This is a genomic window from Afifella sp. YEN Y35 (assembly GCF_047553465.1).
GTDB lineage: Bacteria > Pseudomonadota > Alphaproteobacteria > Rhizobiales > Afifellaceae > Afifella > Afifella aestuarii.
The window spans coordinates 2,357,063-2,371,144 of the sequence record NZ_CP180203.1 but is presented as its reverse complement, the minus strand read 5'-3'; the positions used below and the strand labels follow the sequence as shown (position 1 = coordinate 2,371,144).

At 63.3% G+C, this 14,082-nt stretch carries 15 protein-coding genes and 1 pseudogene; 7 read left to right on the top strand and 9 right to left on the bottom strand.

Annotation, left to right across the window (positions count from 1 at the left end; genetic code table 11):
• Positions 1-91: 91 nt before the first annotated feature.
• From aroQ to aat, 4 genes are read left to right on the top strand one after another with little or no spacing between them, the layout of a single operon-like run.
• Complete coding sequence (aroQ, locus tag ACK8CP_RS11305) at positions 92-544, top strand: type II 3-dehydroquinate dehydratase (RefSeq protein ID WP_128292463.1); 453 nt, start codon at positions 92-94, stop codon at positions 542-544.
• Positions 545-546: 2 nt separating this feature from the next.
• A complete protein-coding gene (accB, locus tag ACK8CP_RS11300; RefSeq protein WP_234630401.1) occupies positions 547-1,017 on the top strand; it encodes an acetyl-CoA carboxylase biotin carboxyl carrier protein in 471 nt (156 codons plus the stop codon).
• Positions 1,018-1,034: 17 nt separating this feature from the next.
• Positions 1,035-2,399 carry an acetyl-CoA carboxylase biotin carboxylase subunit gene (accC, locus tag ACK8CP_RS11295; RefSeq protein WP_092809252.1) on the top strand — a complete coding sequence of 455 codons (1,365 nt, stop codon included), beginning with the start codon at positions 1,035-1,037 and terminating at the stop codon, positions 2,397-2,399.
• 4 nt (positions 2,400-2,403) lie between these two features.
• The gene (aat, locus tag ACK8CP_RS11290) at positions 2,404-3,081 is read left to right on the top strand and encodes a leucyl/phenylalanyl-tRNA--protein transferase (RefSeq protein ID WP_414831841.1); all 678 of its coding nucleotides are present in this window, start codon (positions 2,404-2,406) and stop codon (positions 3,079-3,081) included.
• On the opposite strand, the gene ACK8CP_RS11285 is transcribed toward aat, so the two are convergent.
• The 4 genes from ACK8CP_RS11285 to ACK8CP_RS11270 all read right to left on the bottom strand — a co-directional run bounded on the left by ACK8CP_RS11285 (position 3,078) and on the right by ACK8CP_RS11270 (position 6,396).
• Positions 3,078-3,545, bottom strand: a complete 468-nt coding sequence (locus ACK8CP_RS11285) for a DUF2155 domain-containing protein (RefSeq protein WP_128292467.1) — start codon at positions 3,543-3,545, stop codon at positions 3,078-3,080. The two genes, aat and ACK8CP_RS11285, sit on opposite strands and share 4 nt — an antisense overlap.
• A 132-nt stretch (positions 3,546-3,677) precedes the next feature.
• Positions 3,678-4,058 carry an NADH:ubiquinone oxidoreductase subunit NDUFA12 gene (locus ACK8CP_RS11280; protein WP_414831840.1) on the bottom strand — a complete coding sequence of 127 codons (381 nt, stop codon included), beginning with the start codon at positions 4,056-4,058 and terminating at the stop codon, positions 3,678-3,680.
• An 80-nt stretch (positions 4,059-4,138) separates the two neighbouring features.
• Positions 4,139-4,957 carry a DsbA family protein gene (locus ACK8CP_RS11275; protein WP_234630404.1) on the bottom strand — a complete coding sequence of 273 codons (819 nt, stop codon included), beginning with the start codon at positions 4,955-4,957 and terminating at the stop codon, positions 4,139-4,141.
• 35 nt (positions 4,958-4,992) lie between these two features.
• Positions 4,993-6,396 (bottom strand): M48 family metalloprotease, encoded by a 1,404-nt coding sequence (locus ACK8CP_RS11270; protein ID WP_128292470.1) that lies wholly within the window; start codon positions 6,394-6,396, stop codon positions 4,993-4,995.
• A gap of 128 nt (positions 6,397-6,524) precedes the next feature.
• Between ACK8CP_RS11270 and ACK8CP_RS11265 the strand changes: the two genes are divergently transcribed.
• Entirely contained in the window at positions 6,525-7,712 is a 1,188-nt protein-coding gene (locus ACK8CP_RS11265) for a pyridoxal phosphate-dependent aminotransferase (protein WP_414831839.1), read from the top strand.
• Here ACK8CP_RS11265 and ACK8CP_RS11260 read toward each other — a convergent pair whose 3' ends face one another.
• The gene (locus ACK8CP_RS11260; RefSeq protein WP_164879643.1) at positions 7,713-7,868 is read right to left on the bottom strand and encodes a hypothetical protein; all 156 of its coding nucleotides are present in this window, start codon (positions 7,866-7,868) and stop codon (positions 7,713-7,715) included. It abuts the gene before it with no gap.
• Between the two features lie 113 nt (positions 7,869-7,981).
• On the bottom strand, positions 7,982-8,398 hold the full coding sequence (locus ACK8CP_RS11255) for a hypothetical protein (RefSeq protein WP_414831838.1): 417 nt from the start codon (positions 8,396-8,398) through the stop codon (positions 7,982-7,984).
• Between the two features lie 141 nt (positions 8,399-8,539).
• Here ACK8CP_RS11255 and ACK8CP_RS11250 point away from each other — a divergent pair, with 141 nt between their 5' ends.
• Both ACK8CP_RS11250 and ACK8CP_RS11245 read left to right on the top strand, forming a co-directional pair.
• Positions 8,540-10,168: a long-chain-fatty-acid--CoA ligase gene (locus ACK8CP_RS11250; protein ID WP_128292472.1), complete on the top strand. Its 1,629-nt coding sequence runs from the start codon at positions 8,540-8,542 to the stop codon at positions 10,166-10,168.
• 13 nt (positions 10,169-10,181) lie between these two features.
• Complete coding sequence (locus ACK8CP_RS11245) at positions 10,182-11,015, top strand: DUF1499 domain-containing protein (RefSeq protein ID WP_234630407.1); 834 nt, start codon at positions 10,182-10,184, stop codon at positions 11,013-11,015.
• 171 nt (positions 11,016-11,186) lie between these two features.
• Here ACK8CP_RS11245 and ACK8CP_RS11240 read toward each other — a convergent pair.
• The 3 genes and pseudogenes from ACK8CP_RS11240 to ACK8CP_RS11230 form a co-directional block, all read right to left on the bottom strand.
• Positions 11,187-12,134: pseudogene (locus ACK8CP_RS11240) on the bottom strand (dipeptide ABC transporter ATP-binding protein); the annotation flags it as partial.
• Positions 12,131-13,105: an ABC transporter ATP-binding protein gene (locus ACK8CP_RS11235; RefSeq protein WP_414831837.1), complete on the bottom strand. Its 975-nt coding sequence runs from the start codon at positions 13,103-13,105 to the stop codon at positions 12,131-12,133. The pseudogene ACK8CP_RS11240 and the gene ACK8CP_RS11235, both read right to left, overlap by 4 nt.
• A gap of 72 nt (positions 13,106-13,177) precedes the next feature.
• Positions 13,178-14,080, bottom strand: a complete 903-nt coding sequence (locus ACK8CP_RS11230) for an ABC transporter permease subunit (RefSeq protein WP_414834247.1) — start codon at positions 14,078-14,080, stop codon at positions 13,178-13,180.
• Between the last annotated feature and the right edge of the window lie 2 nt (positions 14,081-14,082).

Genomic DNA, 14,082 nt, shown 5'->3' with positions numbered 1-14,082 from the left:
CGAAATGGTTGCGGGAAACCCGCCGCGTTCGTTTGACCCGCTCGTCAAAACGTCTAAAACACGCCCAATTGCCCACCTCCTTAATGGCTGCATGGCGCCCGTCCTCCATATCCTCAACGGTCCAAATCTCAACCGTCTCGGTGTCCGGGAACCGTCGATCTATGGAATGGCTACGCTTGCCGATATCGAAGCGATGTTGCGCGACCGCCTTCAGGAGCGGGGATACGATTTGATTTTTCGTCAGACCAACCATGAAGGCGAACTTGTCGAGTTCGTCCATGCGGCGGATGGCGCGAAGGGTGTGGTGCTCAATGCGGGCGCCTACACCCATACTTCTGTGGCGCTCGCCGATGCGGTTCGTTCCATCGCTGCGCCCGTCATTGAAGTGCATTTGTCGAACGTCTTCGCTCGCGAAGCGTTCAGACACCATTCTTATATCGCGCCGGTGGCGCAGGGTGTGGTCTGTGGCTTCGGCGCGCAGTCCTACTGGCTGGCAGCCGAAGCGCTGATCGAGATGAACGAGGCCGGGAGGCTTGAGACTTAGGCATGGCTGAAAAGAAGCGTGCGATCGACAAGGAGCTGGTGCGTGAGCTGGCCGAGCTCCTGAAGGAAACCGAGCTTTCCGAGATCGAAATCGAAAACGAAGATTTGCGCATCCGCGTGGCGCGCAATCTGGGGCCGGCGCCGGCGGCGAATTATGCCGTCTCCGTGCCGGCGGAAGCTGCACCCTCCGCACGCGACGCGGCGGATGCATCGGAAGCGATGGACGATCCGAGCCGGCATCCGGGCTGTGTTCCTTCGCCCATGGTCGGAACGGTCTACCGTGCGCCCGCGCCAGGCGCGCGGCCTTTCGTCGAAATCGGCGATACGGTGCGCGAAGGCCAGACGGTCCTCATCGTGGAAGCGATGAAGCACATGAACGAAGTCGCGGCTCCGCATTCCGGACGCGTCAGCGCCGTCCTCGTCGAGGATGGCCAGCCGGTGGAATACGGCGAGCCCCTGTTGATCATCGAATGAGACGAACAGGCGGGCCGATGTTTTCCAAGGTTCTGATCGCCAATCGCGGGGAAATCGCACTCAGGATCCTGCGTGCCTGCAAGGAGCTGGGCGTGCAGACCGTGGCTGTGCACTCGACCGCCGATGCGGACGCCATGCATGTGCGTCTCGCCGACGAGAGCGTGTGTATCGGTCCGCCCTCGGCTTCCCAGAGTTATCTCAACATTCCGACGATCGTCTCCGCCTGCGAGATCACTGGCGCAGACGCCGTGCATCCAGGCTACGGCTTTCTGTCGGAAAACGCGCGCTTTGCCGATATTCTCGCCGCCCACGGCATCACCTTCATCGGCCCGACGGCCGAACATATCCGCCTGATGGGCGACAAGGTGCAGGCCAAGGAAACGGCGATGGCGCTCGGCATCCCCGTCGTCCCGGGCTCCAAGGGCGCGATCACCGACGCCGCTGAAGCCTCGCGGATCGCTGCCGAAGTTGGCTACCCCGTCCTCTTGAAGGCCGCAGCCGGCGGCGGAGGCCGCGGCATGAAGGTGGCCAACGGGCCCGATGAAGTGGCGTCGGCGCTCGCAACAGCCAAAGCCGAAGCGATGGCCGCCTTCGGCGACGATTCCATGTATGTGGAAAAATACCTCGCCAATCCGCGCCACATCGAAGTTCAGGTCATGGGCGACGGCGAGGGGACTGCGATCCATCTCGGCGAACGCGATTGTTCGCTGCAGCGTCGCCACCAGAAGGTCTGGGAAGAGGCGCCGTCTCCCGCCCTCAACGAGGAAGAGCGCAGCCGCATCGGCGAGACCGTCGCCAATGCCATGGCCAATCTCGGCTACCGCGGCGCCGGCACCGTCGAATTCCTCTACGAGAACGGCGAGTTCTATTTCATCGAAATGAACACCCGTCTGCAGGTGGAGCATCCGGTGACGGAGGCGGTGACGGGCATCGATCTCGTCGTCGAACAGCTTCGGGTCGCCGCCGGTTCGCCTCTCTCCGTGCGTCAGGAAGACGTGGTCATAAGGGGCCACGCCATCGAATGCCGCATCAACGCGGAGAACCCGGAGACGTTTTCGCCTTCTCCGGGCCGCATCAGCTATTATCACCCGCCGGGCGGCCTCGGTGTGCGTGTCGATTCGGCCGTTTATCAGGGCTATCGGGTGCCGCCGCATTACGACAGCTTGATCGGCAAGCTGATCGTCTATGGGCGCACGCGGGTGGAATGCATGATGCGCCTGCGCCGCGCCCTCGACGAGTTCGTCGTCGATGGCATCGAGACGACGCTGCCGCTCTTCCGTGATCTTGTCGCAAATGCTGATATCGCCAATGGCGCGTATGATATCCGCTGGCTCGAGAAGTTTCTGGCCGACACGCGCTCGCGCGACAAGCTGATCGCCTGAGCCGATGCGCGGCGAAGACGCATTCGCCATTACGCCCGATATTCTGCTCAAGGCCTATGCCTGCGGCATCTTTCCGATGGCCGATTCGGCCGACGATCCGAACCTGTTTTGGGTCGAGCCGCACGAGCGGGGCATCATCCCGCTCGAGACTTTTCATGTGCCGCGCCGGCTCCGGCGGACCATGCGCTCAGGGCTTTTCGAGATTCGCGTCGACACCGATTTCGACGCGGTGATCGGCGGATGCGCCAGGCGGCGTCCGGGGCGCCGCTCGACATGGATCAACGGCGAGATCCGCCGTCTCTTCGGCGCGCTCTTCAGGCGCGGCTATGTGCATACGGTCGAGGCGTGGCAGGAGGGACGGCTCGTCGGTGGCCTCTACGGCCTGTCGCTGGGCGGCGCCTTCTTCGGCGAGAGCATGTTCTCTGATGCCCGCGATGCCTCGAAGGTGGCGCTCGTCGCCCTCGTCGAGCGTTTGCGCGCGGGCGGCTACGCGCTCCTCGACACGCAATTTACGACCTCGCATCTCGAAACCTTCGGCGCCGTGTCCGTGTCGCGTGCGCGCTATCAGGAGATGCTGGAAGAGGCCCTGCAGGTGGAGGCCGACTTCTTCCGTCTCGACAAGATGGATCAGAGTTCGGCCGAAGAGACGAAAGGCGGGGGCGGCGCTGGGGGCCGCGCTTAGTCTTCCGGCGGAGCTTCTTCCTCGGTCCCCTGACTGCTGTCCGGCGCGAGTTCGGGCAGAGCATCGGGCCCTCGCGGCTCTTCGCTCATTTCGTCGACGCTGGCCTTACAATTGACGAGCCACACGTCGTAGACCGGATGTTCGACGGCGTGCAGGCCGGGGCTCGAGGCGAACATCCAGCCGGTGAAGATGCGCTGCACTTCGTTGGACAGCGTGATCTCGTCGATCTCGACGAACGCCGTCGTCTGCTCCGGCTCCGTCGGCGGGCGCGTATTGCACACCCGCGGCGTCACCTGCAGCGCACCGAATTGCACGGTTTCGTCGATCCGCACATCGAAGGTGATGATCCGGCCGGTGATCTTGTCGAGGCCGCGAAACACGGCCACGGGATTCTTGATGGGCTCTGCCGCTGCAGCCTGGATCGACATGGCGATCGCAAGAGCGGCGAGAAAAATCCGCGTCATAAAAGATATCCGTTCAAAGGGAACGCGATCCGAAGAGCTCCGCTTGCGCCTGCTGGGCTTTGCCAAGTGAGGCTGTGCCCAGTGGCGTTGTGCCCAGTGGCGTTGTGCAAAGACACCCTTTGTGCGGCAGGATCAGGGCGTCCACGGCTCGTAATCGCCGGTGACATTGGGGCGCGTTTCCGGCGTCGTGAGGGAGCCCGGCGGATGATAGGCGCCAGCGGTGCCGGTCATGTTCGGCCGATGCGGTTTCTCCCAGGCTGGCGGGGTGTAGCTCTCGTCCGTCGGCGGGATATCGGTCCGGTAATGCAGCCAGCCATACCATCCCGGCGGCACGCGTGATGCTTCCGGATCGCCGTTGTAAAGCACCCAGCGAGAATTGGTCTTGCGGTGCCGGTAATAGCGGTTCCCGGCATCGTCCTCGCCGACGAAGATGCCTTTGCGCCAAGTGAAGAAGCGCGTGTTGAGGGTCGCGTCGTGCCACCAGGTGAAAAGATGCAGGAAAAACTTCTTCATACGGCCGCTACCCTTTGTTCAAACTCGCGCTCTGACATCAACGCCTCGTTCCCGTCTGTGCCTCTAGCCCAGCAACTCTCTCAGCAACTGAGCGTGTTGCCACCGCATTTGCGCGCAGCGGAAACTTTCTGCTGCAATTGGTCGAAGCCGACCGCGCCCGGCACGGCCTCGTCGGCGATGATGTAGGACGGCGTGCCCGAAATATCGAGAGCGCGCGCCAGAGACTGCACCTCGGTCAGGTTTTCGTCGACGGAGCTCTCGCCGGCCTTGGCCTCGATCGCCGCGACATCGAGATTGAGATCGCGCACCACATCGAGCGCCTTGGCACGGTCCGCCTGGCCGCCGCGCGTCATCATTTCCCGGTGAAAATCGCTATAGCTGTCCGGAGCGACGACGTCGACGGCAACGGCGATCCTGGCGGCCTGCACCGAGCCTTCGGAGAGGATCGGGAACTCCTTCAACACCATCTTGAGGTCGGGATTGTTGTCGATGAGCGCCATCATGTCGGGATAGGCGCGCCGGCAATAGCCGCAATTGTAGTCGAAGAACTCTACGAGCGTGACCGCACCGTCAGGATTGCCGAGCACGACCTGGTTCTTGGAATTGAACAGCTGGTCCTGCATGCGCGTGATCATCTCGCTCTGCTGGCTCCGGGCTTCCTCGACGCGCTTGTTCTGCAGCGCCATGAGCGCCTCTTCGATGACCTCCGGATTGGAGACCAGATAATCGCGCACCAGCTTTTGCGTCGCGCCGGTGCTCTCCTCGGAGACGGCACCTTGCTCGGTCGCTGCGGGCGATGTCTCAGATCCGCTCGTCTGGCTGATCACATAACCGACCGAAACGGCAAGGATCAAAGCTGCAGCGACGATCGAGGCGTAGAAGATACGAAGCGCGTTCATACGGAATACCTGGCTGTGTTCTGTTCCATCAGGACTTAGCGTTGGGTGTCAGGCGGCTTATAGGTGAGAATGTCATCGGCCTGCAGCCATTCCGGCGAGCCGCGCTTCACCTTCGCTTGAACCCGTTTGGCGTAGCTCTGCGCTGTCCTGACGTCGCCGTCAATGAGAAGGCCGTTGGCCGTGGCAAGTTCAGCCTGCGGGATATGGCCCTGGCGGGCATAGGCCATGGCGAGATAGCGATAACCGAGAGAGGAAAGCGGCTCGCTGGTGACGCCCGCCCGCAAATGACCGATCGCCTCGCCGAGAAGATTGTCACGGCCCGTCTCCAGGATCGCGTGACCGAGCAGGATGCGGATGAGGCCGGCATCCGGCGCCAGCGAATACGCTTGCCGCAACGGCGCGACGGCGGCATCGGCCTTGCCGGATTCCAGGAGCGCCTGCCCCTTCAATTCGTAGAAATAGGGATTGTTCGGATCGCTCCTGATGAGGGCGTCGATCTGGCCGAGCGCATTGCGCACGCCTCCCGTGCGGTAGGCGAGGATCGCATGGGCATAGGCGGACGGCAGCGTCTTCTGTGAGCGCGGAAAGCGCTGCTCCACCCGCGCAGGCGATTCCGTGTAGCCGGAGAGTTTTGCCCGCATCATATCGTGACGAAGCTGCAGCGAAGGGGGATCTTTGGCATCCCAATACTGGCTCTTGGCTGCAATCGTCTCCAGCTGCGCGATGCGCTCGGCCGGCATCGGGTGCGATTGCACGTAGGGATCGACATATTGCGCCGAAAACAGCGACTGGTCGGCGAATCGGCGGAAGGTCTTGATCATGCCTTTTGCCGATTGATGGGTGGCATTGAGATAGGTGAGTGCCGCACGGTCGGCCGAGATTTCCTGAGCTCGCCGATAGCTGAGGACGGATCGCATGGCCATGCCCGGTCCGGCCGTCATGGCCGCTGCGCCCCCGCGCCCAACGGCGCTGGAGCCGGCGGCTGCTCCGGCCACCATCGCGCCGGCGCTCAGGATCGAGGCGATGGCGCCGATCGCCTGGGCGCGGGCCATTTCGTTGCGAAGGTTCTGAAGGTGTCCGCCCGCGAGATGTCCCGTCTCGTGGGCAATGACGCCGATGATCTCGTTGGGCGTCTCCGCCTCCAAGAGCGCGCCCGAATTGATGTACATGCGCCGCCCGCTCGCCACGAAGGCGTTGAAATCGCGGTCGTCGATGATGACGATCTGCGCGCCTGAGGAGCCGATGCCGGCCGCCCGAAAGATTGGCCGGGCATAGTCCATCAAGAGTGCCTCGATCTCCGCATCGCGGATGATCTTCATCTGCCGCTGCTGCGCCGAAGCCGTCTCGGGCTGTGCGGCGAAGGCGAGGCTTGCGGCGAGGCCGAGACTGAAGACGGCCTTTGCAGTGTGGCGGAAGCGGCGCAGGAGGATCGAGGTCATGGCGCGGAAAGGGGACGCAGATGGCCGGTGATGCTGTTCACGGATGCAACTTCACGCTAGGAATTGCGGAACGGCCGGTCAATCGTTCTCAGGCTGGGTCCAAGATTAGCATCGACAAAGGGCAAACAATGTGGCGTGCAGATGACGCAGGAGGACGCGTGTTCCCACGTAAGCCGTCCCTGCGCAGCGCGGTGGAACCGTTCATCGCAATGGATGTGCTCTCCGCCGCCGCGAAACTTGAGAGCGAAGGCCGCGACATCGTTCACATGGAAGTCGGCCAGCCCGGCGCCCCGGCGCCCGCCGGTGTCCTGGAGGCTGCCCGCCTGGCGCTCAAGGACGGACGTCTCGGCTACACGGAAGCGCTCGGTATTCGCACGCTGCGGCAAAGGATCGCCCGCCATTACGGCGAAACCTACGGCATCGACCTCGATCCGGAACGGGTGGCGGTGACGACGGGCTCTTCGGCCGGCTTCATGCTCGCCTTCCTGGGGGCTTTCGATGCCGGAGCGCGCATCGCCATGGCGGCGCCCGGCTATCCGGCCTACCGCAACATCCTCTCCGTGCTCGGGCTCGAGGCGGTCGAGATCCCGGTCGGTCCCGATACGCACTGGATCCTGACGCCCGACCATTTGCGGCGCGCACATCGCGAAACGCCGCTGTCAGGTCTCTTGATCGCAAGTCCGGCCAACCCGACCGGCACGATGACTCCGCCTGAGGAACTCGAGGCGCTGATCGCCACCTGCAACGAGCTCGGTATCCGATTCATCTCGGACGAGATCTATCACGGTCTCGATTTTGCCGGCCGCGCGGAAACGGCGCTGAGGTTTTCCGACGAAGCGATCGTGATCAATTCGTTCTCGAAATATTACTGCATGACCGGCTGGCGCATCGGCTGGATGGTGCTGCCCGAATATCTCGTGCGGCCGATGGAGTGTCTGGCGCAGTCGCTCTACATTTCCGTGCCGGATCTGTCGCAGCGCGCGGCGATCGCCGCCTTCGACTGCACGCAGGAGCTGGAAGCGATCAAGGCCGGTTACGCGCGCAATCGCACGCTTCTTCTGGAGCGGATGCCGAAACTCGGCTTCCAGGCGATACCGCCGGCCGACGGTGCCTTCTACGTCTACGCGTCTGTCGCCCGCTTCACCAACGAGTCGACGAGCTTTGCCCGTCGCATGCTGGAGGAGGCAGGCGTCGCTGCCACGCCCGGCGCCGATTTCGATCCGGCGCGCGGCCACCTGACCATGCGTTTCTCCTTCGCAGGCGCGGAGGAGGCGATGCAGGAAGGGCTGAGCCGCTTGGAGCGGTGGCTGGCCTGATCAGCCCTTCTGCGCGGCCTTGGCCTGAGCGCTTTTCATCGTGGCGGCGGCCCGGACGGCCGGAATGCCGATCTGCTGATAGCGCTGGCGCAGCCGTTCCGCGACTTGTTGATCGTGATGTTGCGACTGGAAAGCCGTCTCTTTTCGGTCGTGCATCTTGAAGGTCCATTCCGCAGTTGCGGTGTTGAAATTGTGGGCCTCGTAGACTTAAAGCGCTCTTAACGGCAATCCGAAATCGACACCTGCGGCGCTTCGCGCAACACTTTGTTTTAGTTCTCGGTTTCGGCGAGAGGCGTCACGATCTGAGCATCGGATTGCATACGCCGCAAAACGTCAATCGAGGCGTGCGCGAAATCCTTCAATTCCTCGTCGATCGCTGCCTCGGCCTCATAATGGAAGCCGTCATCATCGTGGCTGACGGCGATGAGAACATCCTCCTCCCCATCGGGCAGACGCACCATCGCCTTCTCCGTGGCCTCGCCGTCGCCGGAAAAGCTCGGCAGGACGAAAAGCAGGTCTCCGCCTGAGGTCTCGGCCGCGTGGCGCACCAGGTCGATCCAGGAGGCGGTGTCGCCGTCGGCCATGTCGAGAGCCATCTCGAAATCCAACTGCGGCAGAGAGAAACTGTCTTCGCGTTTGTCTTTGCCGTTGCCGGCTTCGATGCCGGCGAGATTTTCTTGAGCCATACGAAGCGCCTAACGCCTGTCTTGGGAAAGAGTTCGACGCGATTGCGGCTTTTTGCGAGCCGAGAGACAATGCGCGCACGCTGCAGCGCTCAATTGTGCTGGGCGATGACATAACGCCGAAAGGCGAGAGGGAGGAACAACATGCACGGTCTCATGCAAGATTGGCCCTTGAACTGCCATCGCATCCTCGATCATGCCGCGACCTATCATGGCGACCGCGAGGTGGTGTCGCGGCTCGTGGAAGGGGAGATTCATCGCACAACTTACCGTGAGATCAGGCGACGGGCGCTGAAGCTGTCGCAGCAGCTGACGGCGCATGGGATCCGGCTCGGCGACCGGGTGGCGACGCTCGGCTGGAACACGATGCGCCATCTGGAAGTCTGGTACGGCGTGATGGGCATCGGCGCGATCTGCCACACGGTCAATCCGCGCCTCTTTGCCGAGCAGATCACCTACATCATCAACCACGCGGAAGACCGACTTCTCTTTACGGATCTCACTTTCGTGCCGCTCGTTGAGAAGCTGAAGGATGCTCTGCCCACCCTGGAGAAGGTGATCGTGATGAGCGATCGGGCGCATCTGCCATCTTCCTCGCTCGATCTCGTCCCGTACGACGAATGGCTCGACGAAGCGGACGGGGATTTTGCCTGGGAGAGCTTCGACGAAAACACCGCTGCCGGCATGTGCTACACCTCCGGCACGACGGGCGTTCCGAAGGGCGTCATCTATTCGCATCGCTCCAACGTCCTGCATGCGATGGTCGCGAGCCTTCCCGACATGATCGATTTGTCGAGCAGTGACCGGATCATGCCGGTCGTGCCGATGTTTCACGCCAATTGCTGGGCGATCTGTTTTGCCGCTCCCATGGTCGGCGCCGGAATGGTGATGCCCGGGCCGAAAATGGATGGCGCATCCATCTACCAGCTTCTCGACGAGGAGAAGGTGACGGTGACCGCCGCCGTGCCGACAGTATGGCTGATGCTTCTGTCATATCTGGAAGAGACGGGCAGCAAGCTCCCGCATCTCGAGCGGGTGGTCATCGGCGGCTCGGCCTGTCCGCGTGCGGTCATCGAGAAGTTCCAGAACAATTACGATGTGGAGGTCATCCACGCCTGGGGCATGACGGAGACGAGCCCTCTCGGAACGGTGTGCACGCTGACGCCAGAATATCAGGGTCTCAAGGGCGAAGCGCGTCTCGACGTGCTGCAGAAACAGGGGCATCCGCCCTTCACGGTCGAGATGAAGGTCACCGACGATGCCGGTGAGCCGCTGCCCTGGGACGGCAAGACTTTCGGGCGTCTGAAGGTCCGCGGACCGGCCGTCGCGAAAGCCTATTTCAAAGGCGAGGGCGGTCCGCTTCTCGACGAGCAAGGATTCTTCGACACGGGCGACGTCGCCCATATCGATCCTTACGGCTATATGCAGATCACCGACCGCTCCAAGGACGTGATCAAATCGGGTGGCGAATGGATCTCGTCGATCGAACTCGAAAATGCGGCGGTCGCTCACCCCGATGTCGCCGAAGCCGCGGTGATTGGCGTCGCCAACGAGAAATGGGGCGAGCGCCCGCTCCTCATCATCGTGCCGAAGAAGGATGTCCGGCCCGAGAGGGAAGACATTCTTGACTTCGTTCGTCAGAGAGTGGCCAAGTGGGCCGCTCCCGACGATGTTGCCTTCGTTGAGGAAATCCCACACACGGCGACCGGCAAGATCCAGAAGATGGCGCTACGCGATCAGTTCCGCGATTACCGCCCGGCCGTCGAAGCCTAGGAAAAGACGATAAGTGGCTGCGCGTCCGCCGATCCGACATTCCCGATCCGCAAGGTGGGCGCGCAGGCTCGCTGTCCTGTCGTTGCCGGTCCTCGTCCTGACGGGGCTTGGCAACCGCTTCGGCTTGATGCCGACGGAAGCCGTCGCGCCGACCGTTGCGCTCGGCTATGGCCTGGCGCTCGTCGCCTTCGCGCTGGCGGTGTTTGCGCTGGTGCGCATCTGGAATGCCAGCGACGAAGGAGCCGGAAAGGCCTTTTCGGCGCTCTTCTTCGCCGCCCCCGCCCTCGTCCTCTTCGGACTCGCCATGGGGGCGCTGGTCGTCTACCCGCCGCTCAACGACATCTCGACGGATGTGGACGATCCGCCACGCTTCTGGACGCATCCCCATGAGGCGATCTCGCTCGCTGATGCGCAGAGCCAGGCATCCGCGTATCCACGCCTTACCGCGCGCTTTTATCCGCTAACGGTCGAGCGCGTGTTTGCCGCCGCGCAGGCCGTCGTGAAGGATCGCGGCTGGAAAGTCGAAGAAAGCCTGGACCCGGTCGAGGGCGAAGGCATCGCGACGATCGAGGCGGTCGCCCGCACGATCCTCTTCGCCTTTCCCGATGATGTGGTGATCCGTATCGCGCCCACGACCGACGGCGACATCGACGGCGCGATCGTCGATATGCGGTCGGCCTCACGCTTCGGGCGCCACGATCTCGGCAAGAACGCGCGCCGCATCAAGGATTTCCTGCGTGATCTCGACGGCGTGTTGCAGGGGACGATCGAGGTCGAACCGGCTCCCGAAGACGAGGAAGAGGAGCGCTTCGGCCCGCTTCCGAGGCCGGAGCCGCCGAGTTCGTGAGCCGCTAAAGCCAGAAAAGGTTCGACGGACTCAGAGCGGGCCGCCCGTCTCTGGAGATTTGACCGCGCTTTCCGCCCGTTCCGCAGGCTCGGTTCCGGCATGGTCCGGCATCGGCGCTTTGCCGCCTCCCGGCGGGACGGCGGTGTAGTCGATCCAGCCGTCGTCGATGCCGTGGCAGGCGACCTTCGTCGGCCCGTGCAGCGTCAATTCCGGCCTGACCTCAGCGCATTTTTCCCGCGCGTAACGGCAACGCGGATGGAAGGGGCAACCGGAGGGCGGATTGAACGGGGAGGGGAGCTCGCCTTCGAGCTTGATGTTCTGGCGCGGGCGTCGCGGATCGGCGACAGGCGTCGCCGACAGAAGCGCCACCGTGTAAGGGTGCAGCGGCTGCTCGAACACCGTTTCCACGGGCGCAATCTCCACCGGCCGGCCGAGATACATCACCATCACCTCGTCGGCGACGAAACGCACGACGGAGAGGTCGTGGCTGATGAAGATGTAGGTGAGGCCGAGCTCTTCCTGCAGATCCGCGAGGATGTTGAGAACCTGCGCCTGGATGGAGACGTCGAGCGCCGAGACCGGCTCGTCGAGGACGAGGATCTTCGGGTCGAGCATGAGGGCGCGCGCAATCGCGATCCGCTGGCGCTGCCCGCCGGAGAACATGTGCGGGTATCGGCTGTAATGCTCCGGCCGCAGGCCGACGCGTTCCAGCATATCGAGCGCCTTTTCGCGGCGCGCCTTGCCGGGCATGTCGGTGTTGATGAGAAGCGGCTCTTCCAGAATGGAGCCGATCTTCTGCCGCGGATTGAGCGACCCGTATGGGTTCTGGAAGACGATCTGCACCGTCTTCCGCAGGGCGGCGAGATCGCTGTGCCCGGACTTTCCGACATCATGCCCGTCGATGACGAGTTCGCCCTCCGACGGCGGCTCGATCATGGTGAGAAGCCGTGCAAGCGTGGACTTCCCGCAGCCGGACTCTCCGACCACGGCGAGCGTGGTGCCGGCGGTAACTGAGAAACTCGCCTCCGTCAGAGCTCGCACTTTGCCGGGTTCGGCAAACAGGCCGCGGCGGACCTCGTAGACGCGCGACAGGTTGGCCGCTTCGATGATCGTCGTCATGCCGCCTGCTCCGCACGGTTGAGGGGATAGTGGCACAAGGCCTCGCCGAGAGCCGCGGGCTGCCGCGGTGGTATGACGGTGCGGCAGGTGTCGTCGGCATAGGGGCAGCGGGGATTGAAGAGACAGCCGTTCGGTCGGTCGCCCTGACCCGGCACCACACCGCGGATCGCGGGCAGCCGGTCGCCCGTCGCCCGGTCGGGAAGCGCATCGAGAAGCGCGGAAGTATAGGGATGATGCGGCGCGTCGAAGAGGCCGATGACGTCCTGACGTTCCACCTGCTGGCCGGCATATTGCACAACGACGCGCTGAGCCGTCTCCGCCACCACGCCCATATCATGGGTGATGAGGATGAGCGCCATGCCGTGCTCTTTCTGCAGATCGACGAGGAGGTCGAGGATCTGGGCCTGAATGGTCACGTCGAGAGCCGTCGTCGGTTCGTCGGCGATAAGAAGCCGCGGCTGGCAGGCGGTTGCCATGGCGATCATGACGCGCTGGCTCATGCCGCCGGACAGCTGATGCGGGAAGGCCGACAGGCGCCGTTCCGGTTCCGGGATGCCGACGGAGCGCAGGAGTTCCACAGACCGCTCGCGCCTTTGCGAACGGGTGAGGTCGGTGTGAGCCGAAAGCGCTTCGTTGATCTGAAAGCCGACCGTGAAGCACGGATTGAGGCTCGACATCGGTTCCTGGAAGATCATGGCGATGTCGCCGCCGACAACCCGACGACGGGCGCGCCGCGACAGCTGCCGCAGATCCTGCCCGTCGAAGGCCATGTGGTCTGCCGTGACGGTCGCCGTCGGGGGCAGAAGCCCCATGACGGCGAGCATCGCAACGGATTTGCCGGAGCCCGATTCCCCGACGATCGCGAGACGTTCGCCGGCATCCACGCTGAAATCGACGCTGTCGACGGCAAGGAACGGACCGGATGCGGTCTGGAATGTGACGGAGAGGTTTTCGATGTGAAGAAGGGGCATCGCGGTTCAAGCTTGGCGTTGGGACGTTGAACGCCCGGTTTTGTCAGTGGCGCAATCTCTCACGGCGTTTCATCAGCTCCGCTTCAGCTTCGGGTCGAGCGCGTCGCGCAGCCCGTCGCCGACGAGGTTGATCGCAAGCACGGTCACGAGGATCGCAAGGCCCGGGAAGGTCACCACCCACCAGGCGCGCAGGATGAACTCGCGCGCTTCGGCCAGCATGGTACCCCATTCGGGCGTCGGCGGCTGTGCGCCCATGCCGAGGAAGCCGAGTGCTGCCGCATCGAGAATGGCGTTGGAGAAGGAAAGGGCTGCCTGCACGATGAGAGGCGACAGCGAATTGGGCAGGATCGTCACGACCATCAGCCGGAGCGGGCTTGCGCCCACGACACGTGCCGCCGTGACGTAATCGCGCTGCTTTTCCGCCATTACGGCCGCGCGGGTGAGGCGCACGTAATGTGGCTGCTGCACGATCGCGATGGCGATCATTGCATTCGTCAGGCTGGGGCCGAGGATCGCGACCAGCGCGAGAGCGAGAAGCAGGCTCGGAAAGGCGAGGATGATGTCCATCACCCGCATGACGAGGGTGTCGAACCAGCCGCCGAAAAAGCCGGCGAGGAGCCCGACAATGATTCCGACCACAAGCGCACCAGCCACCACGACGCAGCCGACGAACAACGAAAAGCGGCTGCCGTAGATGAGCCGCGAAAGAATGTCGCGCCCGACCGGGTCCGTTCCGAGGATGAATTGCCACGATCCACCCTCCTGCCAGACGGGCGGCACGAGCAGCGAATCGCGAAACTGCATGCTCGCCGAATGAGGCGCAATCACATTGGCGAAAATCGCCACGAGGCAGATCACGACGAAGACGACGAGGCCGATGACGGCGCCGCGGTTCTCGCTGAAATAGGCCCAGAATTCCCGCAACATCGCCATGCGGGGCGATTCCGCTGCGAGCTCCTGAGTTTCGGCTTCCATAC